The sequence below is a fragment of the Varunaivibrio sulfuroxidans genome (assembly GCF_029318635.1).
Lineage (GTDB): Bacteria > Pseudomonadota > Alphaproteobacteria > Rhodospirillales > Magnetovibrionaceae > Varunaivibrio > Varunaivibrio sulfuroxidans.
Window position 1 is genome coordinate 2,343,748 of record NZ_CP119676.1, and the last position, 21,123, is coordinate 2,364,870.

Below are 21,123 nucleotides of genomic sequence, written 5' to 3' on the forward strand. Positions count from 1 at the left end.
ATGATACTTTTCGTTAATGGTTTTTATGACAGATCAGAGGTTTTTTTTCAACCTTTGCTGGTGAACGCGGCGCGCGCCGCCTCGGCGATGTTGACGGCGTTGGGCAGGGCCATCTGTTCCATCGGGCGCGCGTAGGGGATCGGGATGTCCGGGTAGGCGACCCGTTTCGGGGCGGCTTTAAGCACGGAAATATCGCGTTCGACCACCGATGCGATGACCTCGGCGGTGACGCCGTAGCTGGTGTAATCCTCATCGACGACGACCATTCGTCCGGTTTTCTTGACCGACCGGAAAACCCCGTCGCGGTCGAGCGGGACTAGGGTGCGCAGGTCGATGATTTCGGCGTCGATGCCCTCTTTTTGCAAAATTTCGGCGGCCTCGATGGCGCGGTGGACCATTAGGCCCAGCGCGACGATGCTGACGTCGGCGCCGGTGCGCCGCACGGCGACCTCGCCGAAGGGCAGCGTATAGGCCTCTTCGGGAACTTTGGTGGCCGCGCCCTCGACCGAGGCCATCCACCCCAGCCCCTGGAGTCCTTTGTGGAACATGAAAACCACGGGATTGTCGTCGCGGATCGCGGCGATCATCATGCCCTTGGCGTCGTGGGCGTTGGACGGGGTGACGACTTTCAGTCCGGGCATATGCGCGAAGGTGGCGTACAGGGTCTGGGAGTGCTGCGCGCCGTCGCTGTATCCGCCGCCGCCGGCCATCATCAAGACCATCGGCACGGGGCACGCGCCGCCGGAAAAATAGGTGTTCTTGGCGGCGAGATTGTATATGGCGTCCATGCAGACGCCGAAAAAATCGACGAACATCAACTCGGCGATGGGGCGCATGCCGGACATCGCCGCCCCGACCGAGGCCCCGATGAAGGCGGTTTCCGAAATCGGGGTGTCGCGGATGCGCTCGGCCCCGAATTCATCCAGCAGGCCGGTGGTGGCCCCAAAAATGCCGCCATAGGCGCCGATATCCTCACCCATGACGAAAACGCTGGGATCGGCCCGCATTTCCTGGGCGATGGCCTCGGACATGGCGGCGGAAATAGTCAAGATACGGTTCGACATTGTCTTGCTCCTTGCACGGCGCGCGGTGGGGTGGCGTGCGTCCCATCTTTCCCACGACGCCAAGTGGCGAACGGACGTTTTAAACGAAAACCGCGCTCAGCGCGTCCTTGGGGGCGGCGTCGGGGCTTTGCCGGGCGAAGGCGAAGGCGGCATCGACCGCGTCGTGCGCCGTGGCGAGGGCGGCGTCCAGCGCGGCCTCGTCATGCGCGCCCTCCTTAAGAATATGTTCACGCAGCCGCGCGATCGGGTCCTTCGCCTTGAGGGCTTCGACTTCGCCTTTGGGGCGGTACAGTTCGGGATCGCCCTGGAAGTGGCCGAAATAGCGATAGGTCTCGACTTCGATCAGGCTCGGCCCCTTGCCTTCGCGGGCGCGCTTGACGGCCTTTCCGGCGGCGGCGAAGACGCCGAGGACATCATTGTCGGCGACATACTCACCGGCCATGCCATAGGCGCCGGCGCGGTCGCTGTTGTGGGCGATCGCCGTCGAAGCCGATTTTGGAACGGATATTCCATAAGAGTTATCCTCGACCACGAAAATTACCGGTAAATTCCAAATCGCGGCAAGATTGAGCGCCTCGTGAAACGCGCCTTGATTGGCGGCGCCGTCGCCCAGGTAGGCGACGGCGACATCGTCGCGCTTTTGCATTTGGGCGGCGAGCGCCGCGCCGACGGCGGGACCGCAGCTTTCGCCGATGATGCCGCTGCACGAAAAATGAACGTCGGGGTCGAACAGGTGCATGTGTCCGCCGCGTCCGCCGCCCAGGCCGGTCGCCTTGCCGAAAATTTCCGCCGTCATGCGGTTTAGATCGACGCCCTTGGCGATGGCGGCGTGGTGGGGGCGATGGGTCGCGGTCACCGTGTCGGTGGGGCGCAGGTGCGCGCAAACGCCGGCGGCGCACGGTTCTTGCCCCGCGGCAAGATGCATTTCGCCGGGCACGGGACCCGACCCGATATCGAATTTGGGGCTTTTCCCCTCCATATAGGCGCGCGCCATGGTTTCTTCGTAATGGCGCGCCTGGACCATGGCCTCATACATCCATAGCAGGTTCTCTTTCGAGGGCTTCATCGACGGTTCTCCTTTGCGAACACGGAACGGACGGACCCTTACGCGGGGTCGTTAAGGTTCCAACTGGGGGAGGCGTAAAGATGAAAAAAACGAACGATGAATTTTACGCGCAATTGCTCAATCTAGCAAATCCATAGGTAAGGAAGACATCGAGGAAGGCATCGAGGCGAGCCTCTTTTTTCGTTCGCTATTGCATCGTGCGGCGCGCCACGGTGGGGCGAGATTTAGGGTAAGGACCTCTTCATCTGATGCATCTGGCGGAGATGAAGAGGTCCTTACCCTAGTGGTTTGAATTTAACATTTGAGTCCGATGCAATTGGACACAAATGTGTGAAGAAATCAAACAGCAACAAAAAGATAGATAGTGGTCGGCCCGATGGTTCGCGGGAGCGAAACGTCGGAGTCGATCCACTAGGTGTTTTTTCCGCCGCCACGGCCAAGAATGCCGCGCCGAGGGGGCCGAGAAGGCGTGAAAAATGAAGATCGAACGGGGCGCAAAGTCGGGCGGCGAGGTCGCAGGGCGGATAGTAAACCGCGCCGCGCATTTCTTTTATTTCGAGGCCCGAACGGCGCAGGCGCCGACGGAGATCGTCGGGCGTGAAAAAATGGGCGTTTCGCCACAAAGGGTTGCCGAATATCCCGCGCCATCGTCGCACCATGGCCCACAGGCTCCATGCGCCAAGCTCTCCGATCACCAGCCGTCCGCCGGGGCGCAAAACCCGGACCATCTCGTCGATAACGCCATTGCGTTCCGGCGCGACGCAAAGCACCGTGACGGCGATGAGCAAATCGAAAGCACCATCGGCGAAAGGCAGGCGCGCACCGTCGCCGACAAGGAACGGTCCATGCTTTTCGCCACGCACCGGGCGGCGTGCTTGGTCAATCATCGCCGGGTCGCGATCGATGCCGATGCACTCGCCGGTGCGCCGATGTATCTCCCGGCTAAGCTCGCCGTCCCCGCAGCCCACGTCCAACGCCCGCATACCCGCCTTGGGCGCGGCCAATTCAAGCACGAGGCGCCGTTCGATACGGTCCGTCGCCATGCCGAGGGCGCGCGCCCGCCAGCGGCGGTACGATGGGAGGCCGCCGGACGCTTCGCCGGTCATTCCGGGGCGTGCGTTACGGGTAAACCCGCCGCGTGCCATTCGGGGTAGCCCTCCTCCAGTCTTCGCGCCTTGAATCCCTTTTTGCGCAGTTCGGCCACGGCTTCGAAGGATAACACGCAGTAAGCGCCGCGGCAGTAGGCGACGACCTCCCGGTTTTCCGGCAATTCCTTTAGCCGTTTTCCAAGATCCGAAAGCGGGATGTTTATCGCGCCGGGAAGGTGCCCCGCTGCAAACTCGCCCGCCGGGCGCACGTCGAGGACCGTGACCAACCCGCCCTTGGCCCGGCGCAGCAATTCTTCGCGCGATAGGGGTTCCATGTTGTCGCGAGTGCGGAAATAACCGGCGAGGACGCGCTCGACCTCGGCATTGTGGCGTTCGCCGGTGAGGCGCAGGGCGTTCAACAAATCGACGACGTCATCGCCGGACAATCGGTAAAGGACGCGTACGCCCTGCTTGCGGGCCTCGGCCAGGCCCGCTCGGCGTAAGACGAGAAGGTGGTGAGAGGTATTCGCGAGGCTTTGCCCGATTAGATTCGCCAGCGCCTCGACGGGGCGCTCGCCCTGCCCCAAATGTTCCATCAATTCGAGGCGCAGGGGCTGGCTTAGGGCCTTGGCGATGAGGGCCAGCTGTTCGAAGAGGGCGGTTTTGGGGGCGGGACGCGTCGAATTCACATCAGTCATGATTGTTAATCAATGCTCCGTTTGAATAATAGCCAGCTTAGCGCCAGGTCTCCGCTACCGCAAGGGGCATCTAAAAATGACCCCAAAACGTAAATATATCAATTTATTTCAAGTTGTTGTCAGTTTTTAGGAGGCTGGCGTGGCACTCCGTGAGGCTTGACTCAATAAAGCACTTAAAGATATTAATCTAATAATCTTTTGAATATTAGATTAATCGTACGTCTATCAATTTTGTCCCGCTTGCCCTGCCTGCCCCGTCATCGGCGGGCGACAGGGGAACGGATTTGAGATAGGGCGCGACCAACCAACAGGATTGAGGAAATAGTCGAATGTCCATATTGACCATAGTGGCGGGGATGGCGACGGGGCTGTTGCTGGGTATTCTCGGCAGTGGCGGTTCGATCATCACCATGCCGGCGTTGATGTACCTCGTCGGCGTCGCGCCGAAGAGCGCGATCGCGATGAGCTTGGGGATCGTCGCCGTGACGGCGAGCATCGCCGCCGTTCAGCATTGGCGCAAAGGTAATGTTAGCGTTCCGGTCGCCCTCGTGTTCAGCCTTTTTGGCGCGGCGGGAACCTTCGTCGGCGCAAAGGTCGGCGTCGTGATGCCGACGTTTTTGCAATTGGGCCTGTTCGCCGTCATCATGTATCTGGCGGCCTATCGGATGCTTAGACCGACGCAAAACGCCCCCGTTGGCGCAGAAAGCGTACTGTCCAGCGCCAATGGGGCCGTCGTGGGGCAGGGTCTGGACGTCGCCAAGCTCATGCCCATCGCCCTGCATGGCGTCATCGTCGGATCGCTGACCGGGATGGTCGGCGTGGGGGGCGGTTTTTTGATCGTCCCCGCCTTGGTTTTGCTGTCGGGTCTCACGATGAAACAAGCCGTCGGCACGTCGCTCGCGGTGGTGTCGGTGCAGTCGATGACCGGTTTCGCCGGCTACGCCGGCGCCGTAGCCATGGATTATACCCTGATGGGCGCTTTTGCCGCGGTGGCCATCGCCGGCGGCATCGTCGGCGGGGTTATTTCGCATCGGGTGCCCCCGGCAAAGCTCAAGAAAACATTTGCCGTTTTTCTGCTCGTCGTCGCCTCGTACATCGTTTTTAGGGAAATCCTAGCGGTCTAGGCCGGAGGGGACCGTCTCCGATGGCGCGGCGCTCGGCGCGGCGGCGTTCGCCAAGAGCGTCGCGTTGCCTCCGGCGGCGGTGGTGTCGATGCACAGCACCCGTTCGGTGACGAAGGCGACGGCGTCGTCATCGGCGCTCAGCAGAGGAAGGATCGCCCCGTTCCGCGCCGCCACGGCCCGCCGCGCCGCCCGGCGTGTCTCACGGTCGCCGTCGATGGCGACGGCGGCGATGGTATCCAGTTCCATTGCCGTATCGGCATCGGCGACGCGGTTCACCAATCCTTCGGGCAGGGTGCGCAGGGTGTCGGGTACGGCCACGGCGAGGATGACGCCATTGCCGGTGGCGAGGGCGACGGCGGCTTGGCGCAGGGCGTCCTCGGGCGTCGGGCCGAGGCACGCGATCACGCCGCGACCGTGGAGGCTGATCCGGTTGCTTTCGCCGGTCGGCCCGGGCAGGCTGACGGGGGTGAAATCCAGCGATTGGGTACGGGCAAGCGCCTCGCTCAATGCGGCGGAGACGACGGGATCGCCGTTTTTAACGATATCGAGCAGCACGCTTTCTCGATCCTCCAGGTGGTCCCAGGCCTGTTGCGCGGCGCGCGCGGTGGGGGTCACGACGGCGTTGGTTTCCGTCGGAGGCGGGGTGTCGCGCCGTTCGGGCGCGTGCTGCGCCATGGGGTCGAAAAGCGTCTGCCCCGGCGCCGTGCGGGGGCGGGTGAAGCGGGTCAGGTAATGCGGTCCGCCCGCCTTGGGACCGGTGCCCGACAGGCCTTCGCCGCCGAACGGTTGGACCCCGACGACGGCCCCGATCTGGTTGCGGTTGACGTAAAGGTTGCCGACATGGGCGCGGGCGCAGACACGCGCGACGCGGCGGTCGATCCGGGTGTGCACGCCCAGGGTCAGGCCATAGCCCTGGGCGTTGATGGCGTCGATCAGACCGTCGATGTCGGCGGCTTTATAGCGCAAGACATGGAGGACCGGTCCGAAGACCTCGCGTTTCAGGTCGTCCACGGCATCAACGCGCAGCAGCGTCGGCGCGATGAAGGTTCCCCGATCGGTTTCGCGGTCGAGCGGGGTTTTGAAAATCAGACGCCCGGCGTCTTCCTGGCGCTGGGCGTACGTCGAAATATCGGCGAAAGCATCGTCGTCGATGACCGGCCCGATGTCGCACGATAGGTCCCAGGGGTCGGATGTCGTCAGTTCGGCCATCGCGCCCTGGACCATGGCGGTCAGGTCGTCGGCGATATCGTTCTGAACGCACAGCAGACGCAGCGACGAGCAACGCTGCCCGGCGCTTTGAAACGCCGAGGCGAGGATGTCGCGCACCGCCTGTTCGGGTAACGCCGTCGAATCGACAATCATCGCGTTAAGCCCGCCGGTTTCGGCGATCAGCACCGCATCGGGGTCGCCGAATTCGGCCATCGCGCGGTTGATGGCGCGCGCGGTGTCGGTCGATCCGGTGAAGCAGACTCCCGCGAGCCGCCCGTCGCGGGTCAGTGCGGCGCCGACCTCGCCGCCGCCGGGCAGAAAGTTCAAGACATCCCCCGGCACCCCGGCCTCGTGCATCAGGGCCGCCGCGCGCGCCGCGATCAAGGACGTTTGTTCGGCGGGCTTGGCGATCACCGCGTTGCCCGCGGCCAGGGCGGCGACGATTTGCCCGGTAAAAATCGCCAGCGGGAAATTCCACGGTGAAATGCACACGAAGACGCCGCGCCCGACGCGTCCGCCCAAGGCGCGCGCCCGAAGGGCGTAGTAACGGCAAAAATCGACCGCTTCGCGCACTTCGGCGATGGCGTCGGGCAGAGTCTTGCCGGCCTCGCGGGCGGCCAGGACCATCAGTTCGGTGGCGTTTTCTTCGTACAGGTCGGCGATCTTGGCGACGATCTGCGCGCGCGCGGCGGACGGACGGTCGCGCCAGGCGGGGAAGGCGCGCTGGGCGCAGGACAGCGCGGCCTCGACATCGCCCGCGGCGGCGTCCACGCAATGGCCGACGTGATCGGTATGGTGGGCGGGATTGACAACGGCGTGCGCGGCGCCGGGACGCGCCTTGCCGTCGATCACGGGTTCGGCCCGCCACGTCGCCGTTCGGTAAGATTGGCGGTTTTTTTCCAGGGCGGCGCGGGCGATCGGGTCGGCCAGTTCCCAACCCTTGGCGTTGGCGCGCTTCGGGCCGTACAAAGCGGGCGGCAGGGGGATATGGGGGGCGGAAACGGTCTTGAGGGTGCGCAGGGCGTCGAACGGGTCGCGTACGATGTCGGCGGGAGCGACGGCCTTGTTGTGGATCTGGTTGACGAACGATCCGTTGGCCCCGTTTTCCAGCAGGCGGCGCACCAAATAGGCGAGCAGGTCCTTGTGCACGCCGACCGGGGCGTAAATCCGGCAGCGCGCGCCATGGCGTTCGCGAAGCAGGGTGTGCAGCGCTTCGCCCATGCCGTGCAAGCGCTGAAATTCGAAGGCGGTGGCGTCGCCCGCTCCACTTTTCTCACTGGCCCCGCCTTTTTTTCCGGCCCCGCCTTTTTTTCCGGCAAGCGTCAGGATCGCCGCCGCGGTGTGGGCGTTGTGGGTGGCGAATTGCGGATAAAGCCATGCGTTCAGGGCGAGCAGTTTCTTCGCCGCGACGAGATAACACGCATCGGTGGCGGCCTTGTGGGTAAACACCGGATAGGCGTCCAGTCCCAATACCTGGGCGCGCTTGATCTCGGTATCCCAATAGGCCCCCTTGACGAGGCGCACGCAAATCCGCCGCCCCAGGTTTTCCGCCAGGGCGGCCAGCCAATCGATGACGAACGGCGCGCGCGGCATGTAGGCCTGAACGACGACGCCGAAACCGTCCCATCCCTTAAGCTCGGGATTGGCGAGGACGGCTTCGATAACGTCCAAGGACAGGTCGAGGCGATCGGACTCCTCGGCGTCGATGGTCAGCCCGATGTTGGCGTTTTTCGCCAACACCGCGAGGCTGGCGATGCGCGGCGACAGTTCCGCCATCACCCGTTCGTGTTGGGCGAATTCGTAGCGTGGGTGCAGCGCCGACAGTTTGACCGAGATCCCCGGATTGTCGTGGAAACTGTCGGCGGTGGCCCGTTCGGCAAGGGCGGCGATCGCCTTGGCGTAGGCCAGGAAATAAGCCTTGGCCTGGGTCGCGGTGCGCGCCGCCTCGCCCAACATGTCGTAGGAATAGGTAAAGCCCCGGGCTTCGAGATCGCGCGCTTTTTCCAAGGCCTCGGCGATGGAGCGCCCGCGCACGAACTGGTGGGCCAGCACCTTCATCGATCGGGCCACGGCGCGGCGCACGACGGGCTCGCTGAGGCGGCGCACCACCGTGCGTAGGGTATCGCGCAGGTCGTCGGGGCCGTCGTCGATCATTTTCCCGGTCAACATCAGCCCCCAGGTCGAGGCGTTGACCAGGGACGAGCCGGAGCGACCCAGGTGACGGCCCCAGTCGCCGGGGGCGATCTTGTCGCGGATCAGGGCGTCGATATTGTCGGCGTCGGGCACCCGCATCAAGGCTTCGGCCAGACACATCAAGGCCACGCCCTCACGGGTGCTGAGGCCGTATTCGGCGAGGAACAGCTCCATCAAACCGGGATGCGGGTCCCGGCGCAGCGCCTCGACCAGGGCGCGGGCGTCGTCGTGAACGCGCCCCCGCGCCGCGGCGTCGAACGGGACTTCGTCAAGCAAGCGATCGATTTCGTCGCTTTCATTGGGCAGGTGATGGGTACGAACGGTGTGTCGTAACAAAGCAAGATCGGTCGCCATGGCGTGAAACCCCTGGATATCGTGCAGTCATTAAGACTATGATACCAAGGTATGAGTAGTCATTGTGACTATATTTAGCAAAAAATATAACCTATTTTACTAAGAAAATAATATTTTTCAGGAATTAGTACCATCATGAAAGCAGTGGGCGGGAGCCTCGACCCCATCGACCGGCGCATCTTGCGGGAAATTCAGTCCGACGGACGCCTCAGCGTGGTCGCCCTTGCGCGCCGGGTGGGGCTGAGCAAGACGCCGTGCATGGAGCGGTTGCGTCGCCTGGAAGCGGGCGGCTTTGTTCAAGGTTACGGCGCGCATCTCGACCCGGACCGCCTGGGCGCCGGCCATCTCGCCTTCGTCCAGGTGACGCTGGGCACGACGACGAGTGCGGCGTTGGAGGCTTTCAACCGTGGTGTCGAGCAAATTGCCGAGGTTCAGGGCTGCTACATGATCGCCGCCAATTTCGACTACCTTCTCAAGGTGCGCACCCGCGATATTCAGTCCTACCGCCGGGTCTTGGGCGAGCGCATCGCGGCGCTGCCCCATGTCACCCAAACCAGCACCTTCGTCGTCATGGAAACGGTCAAGGACACCCTGAGCGTCCCGGTGGGCGCCGATGACGGCAAGGGTCTATAGGGATGTCGAGTGCCGGAGCTTCACATCCCTCCCGTCCCCATCGATAGGCCGACGCCCAGCGCGATAAGGGTCAGGGTGAAGCTCAGCATTTTCGCCGTCGTGCATATTCCGGCGTAACGGGCGATGCGGACGGACCGCGCCGGCAGCTTGCGCAGGACAGTCAAGAGCAGCGCGTTCTCGCCATAATCAAATGCGGCGGCGCAAAGTGCGCCGGACTTGGCGATGATCGCCGCCGGGTGCGAAATGGCGAGGGTATCGGCATAGGAATACAGCATGGCGGCGTAGACCATCGGGAAAATCATGTCGGCATACAGCATGCGGCGAAAAAAACGCCGCCCGTTCGGACCATAGGCATCGAGAAGCCGATACAGCGTGTCCGGCCCATAAGCCAACCTGACGTCGGCTTGCAGTTCACCGCCGGCGCGGCGGCGCAACGTCAGAACGCCGCCGGGCAGAAACCAAAACCCGCCCAGGAAAGCCACGGTGAGCCCGGTGAGGCCAAGCGTGTAAGGGAACGCGTTCACCTTTATGTTTCTCCTGTTTCTGGGGGGCATCCCTGAAAAATGGACGTCGGGTGAGGCGATGTTCACCCGACGTCCATGGCGACTCGCCCGTGCGGCTAGTGGGCGATCACCACCTTGCCGACGTTTTTTCGGCTTTCGAAGTGCCGCCAGGCCTGCTTGGCCTCGTCGAAAGGGAAGACGGCGTCGATCTTGGGCGCAAGCTTATGATAGGCGATGGCGCGGTTCATGGTCTCGAAGTCGTCCCGGCTGCCCACGGCGATGCGCCGGATCGCCGCGCCGCCCATGAACAGGTCCATGAAATTGACCGGCTCCTGCCCACCGGCGAGGAAACCGATCAAGCCGACCTCGCCGAGGATCGTGGTGGCGCGGATCGATTTGGCGAGGGTGCCCGGTCCGCCGACCTCGACGACGCGATCGACGCCGCGCCCGGCGGTCAGTTCGCGCACCGTTTGGTCCCAGTCGGGTGTTTCCAGATAATTGATTGTCTCGTCCGCGCCCAGATCCTTGAGAATCTTCTCCTTGGCGGGGCTGGAGGTCGTCGCGATCACCCGCGCGCCGCACAGTTTCGCCAATTGCAGGGCGAACAGAGACACCCCGCCGGCGCCCAGGGTGAGCACGGTGTCGCCCGGCATCAACGGGGTCGGGCCGTGCAGGGTGGTCCACGCCGTCAACGCCGCACAGGGCAGGGTGGCGGCTTCCTCGAAGCCGAGGTGGTCGGGGATCGAAACCAGAGCCTCCTGATCGACCACCTTGTGGGTGCACAGCCAGCCGTCGCGGTCGCTGCCGTATTGTTCGGAAAGGTAACGTGAGATTTCGACGCGCCCGCCATACCAGCGCGGGAAAAATGTGCCCGCGACCCGGTCGCCGACCTTGAAACGGGTAACGTCCGCGCCTGTGGCGGCGACTTCGCCGGCGCCGTCGGAAAGGGGGATGAGGTCCGGCTCTACGGTCATCGGATAGGTGCCGTTGAGGATGGCGAGATCGCGATAATTCAGGCTGCTCGCGCGTACGCGCACCAGAACCTCGTTGGCGCGCGGCTCGGGGGTGTCTTCGTCGTGGGCGACGAGACCGTCAAGCGAGTCGAGATGATCGAAGCGATAGGTCTTCATGGGAACTCCTGTGGTAAAAAAGGGTTGAGACGGCGGCGCGGGGCGATGGCGAACCTCTTAAAAATTCGGCCGCCGGGAAGCGCCGGGAACGGGGCTTGGTTTGAGGCTCGCGATGTGTAAGTATAGGCATATGAATTGGCCATGAACCGTCGAATATGGCCTAATTTTTACCCAATTATCCCAAATGGTCAGGAAAAATGGATTTATTTGACGAAATATTTTCGGCGATGCGGGTCGAAAGCGCGCTCTATGGACGCCTCGCGGCGAGCGCCCCTTGGGGCGTTGCCTTCGTCGCCGAACCCGAGGTGCGTTTCGGCATGGTGGTTCGCGGCAGCTGCTGGTTGACGTCGGCGGGCCTCAACCGACCGATGGCCCTGACCGCCGGGGATTGCTATATCGTCGCGCCGCAGGTGGCGTTTTCCTTGCGGGACGACCCGAAAAGTCCGACCTGTCCATGCACTCAGGTTTTCCACGATAGGGATGGTGACGAGGTCTCCTTCGGTGGCGGGGGTCAGACCGCGGATATTGTCGGGGGGTGTTTTTTCTTCGATAAAGCCGGGGCCGAGCCGTTGCTCTCGATGTTGCCGCCCGTCCTGCGGATCGGCATGGACAGCACGCGCGCCCAGGCTTTGCAATCGACCTTGCAATTGATCGCCCTGGAAACGGCGGAACCCGCCCTGGGTTCGAAATTGGTGGTCAGCCATCTCGCCGATATTTTATTCGTGCAGGCGATACGGGCGCATTGTCTGTGCGACGCACGGGTGACGACTGGATGGCTGGCGGCGTATACGGACCGGCGTTTGGGAGCGGCGATGCGGGCCGTGCACGGCGATATCGGGCGGGATTGGACGGCGCGTGCGCTGGCGGACGCGGCGGCGATGTCGCGCTCGGTCTTCGCCCGCAGGTTCAAGGAGGTCGTGGGCGAAACGCCGCTGGGCTACATTACCCGGTGGCGTATGTACAAGGCGAAATGCCTGTTGCGCCAAAGCGATCTGCCCCTCGGCGCCATCGCCGAGAAGGTCGGCTACGCCACAGACGCCGCTTTTAGTCGGGTTTTTGCGCGCCACGTCGGAAAAACGCCGGGACGCTACCGCCGCCAGGGGGCGGATACGTGCGCTTAACCCGAGGATGCGGATTTGTTTCGCCGGGGAGATGTTTCGGTGCTGATCCACCATAAGTTGAAGGGGCTAACGGTGTGAAAAACCAAATATCTCAGCCGCCCGACCCTCGAAACACATCCGGCGCCGTTCGTGGCGTCGGGGTCGAGATCGAATTCGCAGGGCTGTCGCCAAAACAGGCGGCGCAGGCCGTGATCGCGTGTTATGGAGGTCGGGCTAAATCCGGCGACACGCAATTTGTATATACCGTGACGGACACACGGTGGGGCGATTTTCGCGTCGAACTGGACACACAGGTCGTCCACCCGGAAAAAGACTTGGGCGATATTGTCGAGGAAAGCGCCCTTCCGACAAGCAAAGAGAGCGTCAAAGTCATACGCGACCTTGATGCTCAGATGCGCGCGTTGGCCGGAAAGGCTTCGGCGGGCTTGGTGCCCACGGAAATCGTCTCTCCGCCCATCCCTTGGGATGAACTCGACGGGTTGGCCGGTAATGCCCCCGAAAAAGAGTGGTCTTCAAAAGTAGAATTTTCTCGTAATGTTTTTACAGGAGATTCAAATGAAGAAATCCCGATACACGGACAGCCAGATCATCAATATTTTGAAGCAGGCGGAGGCTGGCACGCCGGTTCCGGAGCTTTGCCGAGAGCACGGTATGAGCAATGCCTGCTTTTATAAATGGCGGGCCAAATATGGCGGCATGGATGCGTCACTGATGGGGCGGATGAAGGAACTTGAGGCTGAAAACAGCCGACTCAAGAAGATGTACGCCGATGTGCAACTTCAAAACAATGTCATCAAGGAAGCCCTGGCAAAAAAGTGGTGAAGCCGTCCCGGCGTCGTGAGATGGCACAATGTGCTGTCAACACGGGGCGGCTTAACATCCGGTCAGCGTGCGCGGCCTTCACGATCAGTGAAAGCTGCTATCGCTATCAGCCGAAGCTGAGCGATGAGAATGCCGAGATTGCCGACGGGTTGATCTTGCTGACGAACCGGCAACGCAACTGGGGCTTCAAGCTGTGCTTTTTGTATTTGCGTAACGTCAGGGGCTTTGGCTGGAACCACAAACGTGTTTATCGGATTTACTGCGAGCTGGCGCTGAACCTGCGGATCAAGCCGAAGAAACGGCTGTATCGGGAAAAGCCGGAACCGCTTGCTGTGCCGAAAACGATCAACGACATGTGGTCGATGGATTTTATGCACGATCAACTCGGTGATGGCCGTAGCTTCAGGACCTTCAATGTCATTGATGACTTCAATCGGGAAGGGCTTGGGATCGAGGTTGATTTTTCTCTGCCTGCGACCCGCGTTATTCGGGCACTGAACCAGATCATCGAGTGGCGTGGATCGCCCTGTACCATTCGCTGCGATAATGGCCCGGAATATGTCAGTGAATTGCTGGCGACCTGGGCCGAGAAACGTGGCATCGGGTTGCAATTTATCCCGCCCGGCAAACCACAGCAGAATGCCTACGTGGAACGCTATAACAGGACGGTCAGATATGATTGGCTGAACCAATATATTTTTGAAACGATTGACGAGGTACAGGAAGCAGCCACAGCATGGTTGTGGACTTACAACAATGAACGGCCCAACATGGCCATTGGCGGAATAACGCCAAAACAAAAACTTGCCATGGGCATGCCCATGGCAGCTTAAAACATTCTACTTGCAGAGACCATTCAAAAAGGGGGTATTACCCTGTGACCATTTGAGGATTGCGATACTGGTCAGCTCCGTGCCGTTGTCGCTGACCACCATACGCGGCTTGCCACGTTGTTTGATGATATCATCCAGTTCCCGAGCCACTCGCAGACCCGACAAGGACGTATCGGCGACAAGCCCAATACATTCGCGCGTGAAGTCATCAACGACACACAGAATGCGAAACTGACCTGCCCCCCAAAAACTGGGTCATCATGAAAGAGAGTTCTCCGTTACACTTCACCCACGGAGGACGATATGAAGAAACGTTTCACTGAAGAGCAGATCATCAACATCCTGAAGGAACAGGAGGCGGGATTTTCCGTAAAGGAGATCACGCGGCGCCACGGGATCGCGGAGCAGACCTTTTATCGCTGGAAGTCGAAGTTCGGCGGTATGGAGGCGTCGGACGCCAAGCGGTTGCGTGAGCTTGAGTCCGAGAACGCCAAGCTGAAGAAGTTGCTGGCGGAGACGATGCTGGACAACGTGGCATTGAAGGATGTCGTTTCGCGAAAGTGGTGAGGCCAGCCGTCAAGCGGAACGTGGTTTCGCATATGGTGTCGGCGCACGGGCTTTCCCAGCGCCGCGCCTGCCGGCTGGTCGGCCTCAATCTTTCGACCTGGCAATACAAATCCACAAAGCGGGCTATGACGGGCCTGCGGGAACGGATCGTTGAACTTTCCGGTGAGCGTCGCCGCTTCGGCTATCGCCGTCTGCACATCCTGCTGCTGCGCGAGGGCTGGACGGTGAACCATAAGGCGGTGCATCGGATCTACCGCGAGGAAGGTCTGCAGGTGCGCAAACGCAAGAGGAAACGGATCGGCCCGGTCGACCGGCAGCCGATCGAGTTGCCCGAACGGGTCAACGAACGCTGGTCCATGGACTTTGTGTCCGATGGCCTGTCAAACGGTCGACGGTTCAGGACGCTTAACATTGTCGATGACTTCAGCCGGGAATGTCCGGTGATAGAGGTCGATACGTCGTTGCCGGGCACGCGCGTTGTGCGGGTTCTGGAACGGCTGTCGGAGACACGGGGGCTGCCCAAGGCCATCGTCGTGGACAACGGCCCCGAGTTGATCAGCAAGGCGCTGGACGAATGGGCGTACCGCAACGGCGTCCGGCTGCACTTCATCGAACCGGGCAAGCCCGTACAGAACGCCTTCGTCGAAAGCTTCAACGGAAAGTTCCGCGACGAGTGCCTGAATGAACACTGGTTCACCAGCCTGGCCGACGCCAGACGGACCATCGAAGCATGGAGGATCGATTACAACACCTGGCGTCCACACAGCGCTCTGGCCTACGCCACGCCACAAGAGTTCGCGTCACGTCATCAGGGGCATGCCCCTGATGACGTGACAACCGCCCCAAAAAATATTTACCATGCGGCGGAACTCTCTTCGTGAATGACCGGTCTTGGGGGGCAGGTCAGCCTGTATCCATGCTTCTACTGACTGTTTAATAGTCTCGTTTTTCGTAACGATACAGTCAATAAATTTCAATGGAACCTGATCTTTCACCATAAACTCTGCCATGCGTTTTGTGCTGCGATTACTGTGTTCTGGCGGATTGTCACGATCAAAAAAATACCTACAAACGCCATTATAACTGATCTCAGGAATCGTGGCTACAGTTGGTGTTTCGTCAAATAATGACCATTCCACATGGCTCTGAAGTTCTGAAAAGTCATTTTTATACTCAGGCACCATAGCGCCTGAATTGCATGCAACATCTGTAAACCAAAAGGGTAATGCAGCATTTTGAAAATGTGATGTGTGTGAAACCATAAAAATAACGTCATCCATATTTGCGACACCGACCTTAGTTCCCGACGGGTCTCGCAGTGGGACATTTTCCTTACTGATTGTATGTGCCATGGATGTCCTCGGCGAAAAATAGAATGGCACATAATCGTTAACAACATCTCCAGCGGGTGTCCGGTACACCGTGCCACGCTTGTTGACGATGTTTTCGTATGAAATCTGGTATCCAGGCTGCGTACGAAAATTTTTTGCGTGAATCGCACCATCCTGCAGAATCCGTTCTACATTCTGGAAGTGCATCATCCTGAAAATGTGCCGGTCCGTCATGGTGCCACCCTCGTATCTGCATACCCAGCTTCAAACGCTGCCATGTAGGCGAGGATTAGGTCTCGGGTTAGGTAGCGGTCGTGTTCGGCCATGTCTTGTTTTTTGACGATGGGGAATGTGGACAGGATGTAGTCGGCGTCTTCGCGGGAAATGCCGTAGAGGATGAAGAAGAGCGCATCGAGGCGCGCACGGCTGTGGCGGCGTTCGTCTTCGTCCCACACAAACGGATCACCCTCATAACCCATGTCGCGGGCGAATGGTTCCATGTCAGTGGCGGTGTAAGTGAGTTTCAACACCTCTTCGCGTACGATGTCGCGGGCGGTCGTCTTGCCGACTTTGTGGCTATAGGCCGCGTCGGGAAGGACGGGAAGTTGTTCGACGATGTAGCTGTTAAGGTGCTGCCCTTGTACTTTTTGCCGTGCGATATAATCAAATGCCATAGCATTAAGGTTCGCTACTAGGACGAAGGAATTTTCCTTGTATGCACAAACAGCTTCAGCAACTTGCTTTTCCCAGGGCGCTATCAGGTCTTCATCTTCTGGGATGTCCGGGAGTGGCGGAAGAAGGAGAGGTAACGTATTGCCTACGCCACTGCTGGGAATTATAGCCGCTATCATAGTACGAACATTTGTTGGAGCTGTTACATCTTTGAACGCAATAGCAAAGCTCAAGTCTTCAGGCCAATCAATATCATTTGAAGAAACCCAATATTGCGGATTGGGAAGCCAAGCAGGATCAGCATGCTGTTCGGTTGTAGCCGATTCAGGTTGGGCAGGACGGTTCAGATTTTCTAAGTTAACGACAATATTAGCCGCGCGGTGGTCATAAGCTTGGACCATTTTACCTTCATAAACCGGCTCGAACTCGTCTTCACCTTTTTTCCAGCGGTTGGCACCTACCTTGTAACAGCCGTTCTCTTCCAATTCTGAAAGCGTATGGAACTTGTCCGAATCATTGGTCATGTGAAACATGGTGGTGTACTTGACCGGCCATACAGTTTTGGGCGGGGTCTTGCGACGATCCACCAGCACCGGTACGCGGGCGTAAATAGCGGTAGTCAGGTCAGCGTCGCGGCGCGTGCGGAAAATGGGGGCTGTGCCAGTGTTAGGATTGACGGCGGCGAAATCAGAAGGCTGCAAGCCAAAGGCCGCCGTTTCGATCTCGGCAATGCTGTGCAAAAAGAACGCGCACTCGGCCTGTTCAAACTTGCGTTCATTTCCCCCGGCAATTAAAGCGCAGAATTTGAAAGACGCATGAACGTCAGGGAAAAACACCTTCTTGTTTTCAAAATCTAGCAGCGCCGATAAACGCCCCTTGGTGGCGATGGTTTTGAAAAATGCGCTGGCCCCTTTATCGGACGCAATGCCAGATGGCACCAAAAGGCCGACGATACCTGTTGGCTTGACCAATTTCTGGGCCCGCTCCACGAACAGGGAATAAAGGTTAATATCCCCACCTGATAGCAAGGGGTAGTGGCCGCATTTACGTGCAACCTGGGCAGCAGATTCGGCGCGGTCGGCAGCGATGAGGTAATCGCCGTAAAGTGGGTCTCCAGCTTTTTCCAAAACCTTAACCATTTTCTTGCGATCAGCGGCCTTCGCTTGATGTGCAATTTCCGGGCGGCGTTCGGCAAACCATTCGACTTCTTGCAGTTTCATGCGGTCCCATGGCGGGTTGCCAATGATGGCGTCGAACCCACCAGTAACCTCTGCACTTTCCCAGTTGTCCCAGATGTCGGGAAAGGCGGTTTGCCAGTGGAAGAAGTGTTGCTCTTTGGTTAGCTCTTTTGCGCGGCCAAGTATGCGCGCGGCATTTTTCAACACATCGGCCTGCTTGACGCCGACGGAGCTTCCTTTTTTGGTCTTTGCGACGGTCAGGTCCGGTTGTTCCCCATCATCGTGTAAGGGGAAGCCTGCCGTGACCATGTGTACGAAGTCCATTTTTTGCTTGGATTTGGTGGCTTTGTTCTTGGCCTGGGCAACGAGAGATCCGTCGAAGATAGCTTCCAGCGCAAAGGGTAGCTTCTTCTTAGTCAGGTCGTGCATGCCCATCCAGCGTAGCGCTTGGCGCAGGCTGAGCACGGCACTTAGGTGCTTGGTGTCATCGAGTACTTGTTCAAAAGCTGCGGCGGAAGTTTTGACTTCGCCAATATCGACGTCGGATAGGTTTCCCACGGTCTTCATGCCAGCGGATGCCGCCTTTGCCTGCGCTACGTATGGATTGATCAGCAGTTTAAAGCGTTTGGACAGTTCATCCATGACGTCACGAATATCTTCACCAAACAGGGAGTTGCCACAGCGCAGGTGATGATCCAGGTACGACAGCGGTGCGCCAACTGTGAAGGTGTGCAGCCACAGCGAAACCTTTGCCAGCTCCACTGCCATGGGGTTGAAGTCCACCCCATGCACAACGCGTTTCAAGATGATGCGGCGCACCAGTTGTCGATCATCAAGGTGTTCGTCTTCAACTGTCCACGTATTAGCTTCGGCCTGGACGAAGATGTGTTCGCGCAGGGTTTCGATGCGTTCTGATAGGGGGGAGGCATACAGCGCGTCATCGTCGGCCCAATCAACAACGTGTTCAGCCTCGGTAATGGCTTCCAAAATGGCCGACGACAGATAATCGACGAGCGTCACCAGAAAGTGACCGCTACCCATGGCCGGGTCACAAATGCGCAGGTTCAAGATGGCGCTGGCGGGGTCAAGGTCTTGCAGTGTTTTGAGGCGCTCCTTTTTTGAACCCTTGCCGGATTTAAGTTCTTCTGCCTTATCCCGAAAGTGGTCGCGGCATTCATTGATCAGTGGGCTTACTGTGCGCTCGATCACCAACTGCACAAGGTCGTCGGGTGTGTAGTAGCTGCCGCTGCCCTTGCGTGCAAAAATATTGGGACGAACTTCGACCTTGCCGTCTTCATTGAAGCCTAATTCGAATTCAAGAAGGCGTTCGTAGATAGAGCCTAATTGCTGGACGCGCAGGTCGCGATAATTGATCCACTTACGTTCGCCCTTTTCGTCATGGCGAGAAAGGGCGTCAATTGCGGGGGCCAAAATAGAATCGGGTAGGCCCGCGCGGTTTAACATTGGTGTCCGAGAAGCACTGAATAAGCCACCGTTATAAGGTGGGATGCCGATGGACGCGTCGCCTTCATTAATAGACGCGAAAAGGCCTTTCAGGTGATCCCAATAGATGGTGCGCTTGTCTGAAAATTGGTCTTTGTCATCTATGCGCTTGGCGATATCCATACGCACTTTGTCGCGCATGCCGTAATCGTCATAGCGCTTGGACTTCACAGGCAGAAGGTTGCGGTCTTCAGCATAGAGGACGAAGAGTAGGCGGTAGAGCAAGATTAGGGTGGCTTGTTTTACCTCATCCAAATATTGCGGGGTTATCGGGTTAGGGGCTTGCGGGTCGTTAGCGGCAAGGCCAGCGGCCAAGGATGGAAAGACGTTGCCGAATACAAGCCCAGACAGGCTCTCGGCGACCTTGCGCTCCCATAGGAGCCCTTCTGCCATCGCTATTTGATGGAAGGTTTGTTCGCCAGCCCCATCGGGGAGGAAAGAAGCCCGACGGAACATGATGTAGAAGACTTTTAGCCAATGATCCTGCACCTCGGGCTCTAAGGCCAGTAGGTCATCGCCGATACCCTCGACACCAAGTATGTAGGGCAGGTCTATATCGAGGAAGTCTTCGGAGCGTGATTTAGCTTTTTGATAATAGATGCGCCAATTGCGCCCGTTGGTCAGCATGCCCCAGAGAATACGGCCCTCTGAATGAACTTCTGAAACCGTTAGGTAGCGCAGGATTTGAGTCGAAGGCGCACTTTGCGCGAGATCGACTAAGTCTTGGTCGCTTCCGTGTTTGCCCTTGCGATCCAGCGGTATTTGCCACGCCTTGTTTTCAGCAACGACAAGGCCATGCATGAATTTTTTGGCGGACTGGGCCTCGCTGTTCGCTGTGGTCTTGGCTTCTGCATCTTTAAATAGGAGCGCGTCGGGGACGTCTGAGCGGCCTTTTTTCGCTGCCGTGATTTGAGTTAGAAAGTGATCCCAGTCCAGCGCTTTAAGGACAGGAAAAATCAAGTCGTTTTCAGTTGTAGACTCGTTTGGCTTTTCACCTGTGGGGAACGCTTTAAAGATATCGGTGAGATTCGTCTTGAACGCAGAGAGCGCAGCATCATCCACGGCCTTCCAGGCCTCGGTATCGCGGATACCTTCTACTAAGAAATCTTTTGTGAATAACGCGCCTAGAAACACGGCTTTCCCCCATAAGTTAGCAACCTAACAGCGAATCGCTGCGGCACTGAACACCCAAGTTAAAACTCGAAAGCCTAACCAGCAACATAATACGGCATTTGGTTTTGATTGTTTTGCACCGAATTCCATCAGTCGGGGCTTTGGAGCCCGTATGGAAGTAATTATGTCGGCCGTATTCCCCCCACCTCAGCACCCTTTATGCACGGGAAACACCTTAGGCGATAATCCTGCAAATATTTAGGAAATAGGGCTGGATTTTCCAGGGTTAGCAAAAGGTGATTCCTGGAAAATCCTTAGAGGATAATCCAGGAATCGCTCTTGGGCGCTGGAGGTTACGTATACCTAATGTCTAAAGCCGTGGCCTCGAAAACACCTTAGGGAAAATTTGCAGGAATAGTGCTGGAAAATCGCTGGATTTTTCAGGGGTGTAAATGTCCATTCTTGGGTTTTTCCTGGATAATCGCTGGATTTTCCAGGAATCGCTCATTGGGGCCGGAAGTTGCGTATACGTAATACGCAATGAGGCGTTGGGCATTTTCCTAAGGCGATTCGCTCACTTTTGGGCCGCTTTAACTAAGGGCAAAAACGCGAATTTCCTTAGCTAAGGCTCGGGCGACACAAAGCGCGTGGCGTGGGAGAAAATACGCACGATTTTCCTTAGCTAAGGCAATGCGTTTTACGGGCCTTAGTTAAGGCAATTTCGCCCCTTTCCCTTAGCTAAGGGAAAAGATGTTTCGAGGCAAAGCTGAAAGACTGTGTGTCGAGGCCTTAGCTAAAGCAAACGCCTTAGGCAAACAGGCCAAGGATAAAGACAGAGCCTTAGGCTCAAGACGAAAGGAAGCCCTTAAGGGATGAGCATGGAGACGGCCACGGTTCATACGTTACCGCCCCGGCGTTACC

General features: G+C 58.8%; 15 protein-coding genes and 1 pseudogene. 6 read left to right on the forward strand and 10 right to left on the reverse strand.

The window, feature by feature from the left end; genetic code table 11:
* Nucleotides 1-47: 47 nt before the first annotated feature.
* The 4 genes from P3M64_RS11040 to P3M64_RS11055 form a co-directional block, all read right to left on the reverse strand.
* Nucleotides 48-1,064, reverse strand: a complete 1,017-nt coding sequence (locus tag P3M64_RS11040; protein ID WP_132939978.1) for an alpha-ketoacid dehydrogenase subunit beta — start codon at nucleotides 1,062-1,064, stop codon at nucleotides 48-50.
* A gap of 79 nt (nucleotides 1,065-1,143) precedes the next feature.
* On the reverse strand, nucleotides 1,144-2,130 hold the full coding sequence (locus tag P3M64_RS11045) for a thiamine pyrophosphate-dependent dehydrogenase E1 component subunit alpha (RefSeq protein WP_132939979.1): 987 nt from the start codon (nucleotides 2,128-2,130) through the stop codon (nucleotides 1,144-1,146).
* 275 nt (nucleotides 2,131-2,405) lie between these two features.
* Entirely contained in the window at nucleotides 2,406-3,275 is an 870-nt protein-coding gene (locus P3M64_RS11050; protein ID WP_132939980.1) for a class I SAM-dependent methyltransferase, read from the reverse strand.
* Entirely contained in the window at nucleotides 3,233-3,916 is a 684-nt protein-coding gene (locus P3M64_RS11055) for an ArsR/SmtB family transcription factor (protein ID WP_132939981.1), read from the reverse strand. The genes P3M64_RS11050 and P3M64_RS11055 overlap by 43 nt, the downstream gene beginning before the upstream one ends.
* A gap of 329 nt (nucleotides 3,917-4,245) precedes the next feature.
* Here P3M64_RS11055 and P3M64_RS11060 point away from each other — a divergent pair, with 329 nt between their 5' ends.
* Entirely contained in the window at nucleotides 4,246-5,040 is a 795-nt protein-coding gene (locus tag P3M64_RS11060; RefSeq protein WP_132939982.1) for a sulfite exporter TauE/SafE family protein, read from the forward strand.
* Here the strand turns inward: P3M64_RS11060 and putA are convergent.
* Nucleotides 5,029-8,796: a bifunctional proline dehydrogenase/L-glutamate gamma-semialdehyde dehydrogenase PutA gene (gene putA / locus P3M64_RS11065; RefSeq protein ID WP_132939983.1), complete on the reverse strand. Its 3,768-nt coding sequence runs from the start codon at nucleotides 8,794-8,796 to the stop codon at nucleotides 5,029-5,031. The two genes, P3M64_RS11060 and putA, sit on opposite strands and share 12 nt — an antisense overlap.
* A 135-nt stretch (nucleotides 8,797-8,931) precedes the next feature.
* Between putA and P3M64_RS11070 the strand changes: the two genes are divergently transcribed.
* Nucleotides 8,932-9,429 carry an Lrp/AsnC ligand binding domain-containing protein gene (locus P3M64_RS11070; protein ID WP_132939984.1) on the forward strand — a complete coding sequence of 166 codons (498 nt, stop codon included), beginning with the start codon at nucleotides 8,932-8,934 and terminating at the stop codon, nucleotides 9,427-9,429.
* A 20-nt stretch (nucleotides 9,430-9,449) separates the two neighbouring features.
* Here P3M64_RS11070 and P3M64_RS11075 read toward each other — a convergent pair whose 3' ends face one another.
* Together P3M64_RS11075 and P3M64_RS11080 are read right to left on the reverse strand one after the other, a co-directional pair.
* Entirely contained in the window at nucleotides 9,450-9,953 is a 504-nt protein-coding gene (locus tag P3M64_RS11075) for a hypothetical protein (protein ID WP_132939985.1), read from the reverse strand.
* A gap of 95 nt (nucleotides 9,954-10,048) precedes the next feature.
* Nucleotides 10,049-11,062, reverse strand: a complete 1,014-nt coding sequence (locus tag P3M64_RS11080) for a zinc-dependent alcohol dehydrogenase family protein (RefSeq protein ID WP_132939986.1) — start codon at nucleotides 11,060-11,062, stop codon at nucleotides 10,049-10,051.
* Between the two features lie 197 nt (nucleotides 11,063-11,259).
* Here P3M64_RS11080 and P3M64_RS11085 point away from each other — a divergent pair, with 197 nt between their 5' ends.
* The 3 genes from P3M64_RS11085 to P3M64_RS11095 all read left to right on the forward strand — a co-directional run bounded on the left by P3M64_RS11085 (nucleotide 11,260) and on the right by P3M64_RS11095 (nucleotide 13,838).
* The gene (locus P3M64_RS11085) at nucleotides 11,260-12,183 is read left to right on the forward strand and encodes an AraC family transcriptional regulator (protein ID WP_132939987.1); all 924 of its coding nucleotides are present in this window, start codon (nucleotides 11,260-11,262) and stop codon (nucleotides 12,181-12,183) included.
* A gap of 188 nt (nucleotides 12,184-12,371) precedes the next feature.
* Nucleotides 12,372-12,857 carry an amidoligase family protein gene (locus tag P3M64_RS11090; protein ID WP_276157027.1) on the forward strand — a complete coding sequence of 162 codons (486 nt, stop codon included), beginning with the start codon at nucleotides 12,372-12,374 and terminating at the stop codon, nucleotides 12,855-12,857.
* Nucleotides 12,739-13,838, forward strand: a protein-coding gene (locus P3M64_RS11095) for an IS3 family transposase (protein WP_276157028.1) whose coding sequence is annotated in 2 segments (ribosomal slippage) — nucleotides 12,739-13,000 and nucleotides 13,000-13,838 — 1,101 coding nt in all. Because the reading frame shifts where the segments join, the coding sequence is not laid out codon by codon here. The genes P3M64_RS11090 and P3M64_RS11095 overlap by 119 nt, the downstream gene beginning before the upstream one ends.
* A 45-nt stretch (nucleotides 13,839-13,883) precedes the next feature.
* On the opposite strand, the pseudogene P3M64_RS11100 reads toward P3M64_RS11095, so the two are convergent.
* Nucleotides 13,884-14,072 (reverse strand): annotated as a pseudogene (locus P3M64_RS11100) (DDE-type integrase/transposase/recombinase); the annotation flags it as partial.
* Nucleotides 14,073-14,141: 69 nt separating this feature from the next.
* Between P3M64_RS11100 and P3M64_RS11105 the strand changes: the two are divergent.
* Nucleotides 14,142-15,286 (forward strand): IS3 family transposase gene (locus P3M64_RS11105; protein ID WP_407702156.1). Its coding sequence is split into 2 segments (ribosomal slippage): nucleotides 14,142-14,400 and nucleotides 14,400-15,286, totalling 1,146 coding nucleotides; the frame shifts between segments, so codons are not numbered across the junction.
* Here P3M64_RS11105 and P3M64_RS11110 read toward each other — a convergent pair.
* Both P3M64_RS11110 and P3M64_RS11115 read right to left on the reverse strand, forming a co-directional pair.
* Nucleotides 15,206-15,970, reverse strand: a complete 765-nt coding sequence (locus P3M64_RS11110) for a DUF4433 domain-containing protein (protein ID WP_132938642.1) — start codon at nucleotides 15,968-15,970, stop codon at nucleotides 15,206-15,208. The two genes, P3M64_RS11105 and P3M64_RS11110, sit on opposite strands and share 81 nt — an antisense overlap.
* Nucleotides 15,967-20,223, reverse strand: a complete 4,257-nt coding sequence (locus tag P3M64_RS11115) for an Eco57I restriction-modification methylase domain-containing protein (protein ID WP_132938641.1) — start codon at nucleotides 20,221-20,223, stop codon at nucleotides 15,967-15,969. The genes P3M64_RS11110 and P3M64_RS11115 overlap by 4 nt, the downstream gene beginning before the upstream one ends.
* Nucleotides 20,224-21,123: the final 900 nt, after the last annotated feature.

Coding starts and splice junctions, on each gene's coding strand:
- putA (WP_132939983.1), bottom strand. CDS start 8,796: ATGGCGACCGATCTTGCTTTGTTACGACACACCGTTCGTACCCATCAC.
- P3M64_RS11110 (WP_132938642.1), bottom strand. CDS start 15,970: ATGACGGACCGGCACATTTTCAGGATGATGCACTTCCAGAATGTAGAA.
- P3M64_RS11050 (WP_132939980.1), bottom strand. CDS start 3,275: ATGGCACGCGGCGGGTTTACCCGTAACGCACGCCCCGGAATGACCGGC.
- P3M64_RS11085 (WP_132939987.1), top strand. CDS start 11,260: ATGGATTTATTTGACGAAATATTTTCGGCGATGCGGGTCGAAAGCGCG.
- P3M64_RS11040 (WP_132939978.1), bottom strand. CDS start 1,064: ATGTCGAACCGTATCTTGACTATTTCCGCCGCCATGTCCGAGGCCATC.
- P3M64_RS11045 (WP_132939979.1), bottom strand. CDS start 2,130: ATGAAGCCCTCGAAAGAGAACCTGCTATGGATGTATGAGGCCATGGTC.
- P3M64_RS11070 (WP_132939984.1), top strand. CDS start 8,932: ATGAAAGCAGTGGGCGGGAGCCTCGACCCCATCGACCGGCGCATCTTG.
- P3M64_RS11055 (WP_132939981.1), bottom strand. CDS start 3,916: ATGACTGATGTGAATTCGACGCGTCCCGCCCCCAAAACCGCCCTCTTC.
- P3M64_RS11060 (WP_132939982.1), top strand. CDS start 4,246: ATGTCCATATTGACCATAGTGGCGGGGATGGCGACGGGGCTGTTGCTG.
- P3M64_RS11080 (WP_132939986.1), bottom strand. CDS start 11,062: ATGAAGACCTATCGCTTCGATCATCTCGACTCGCTTGACGGTCTCGTC.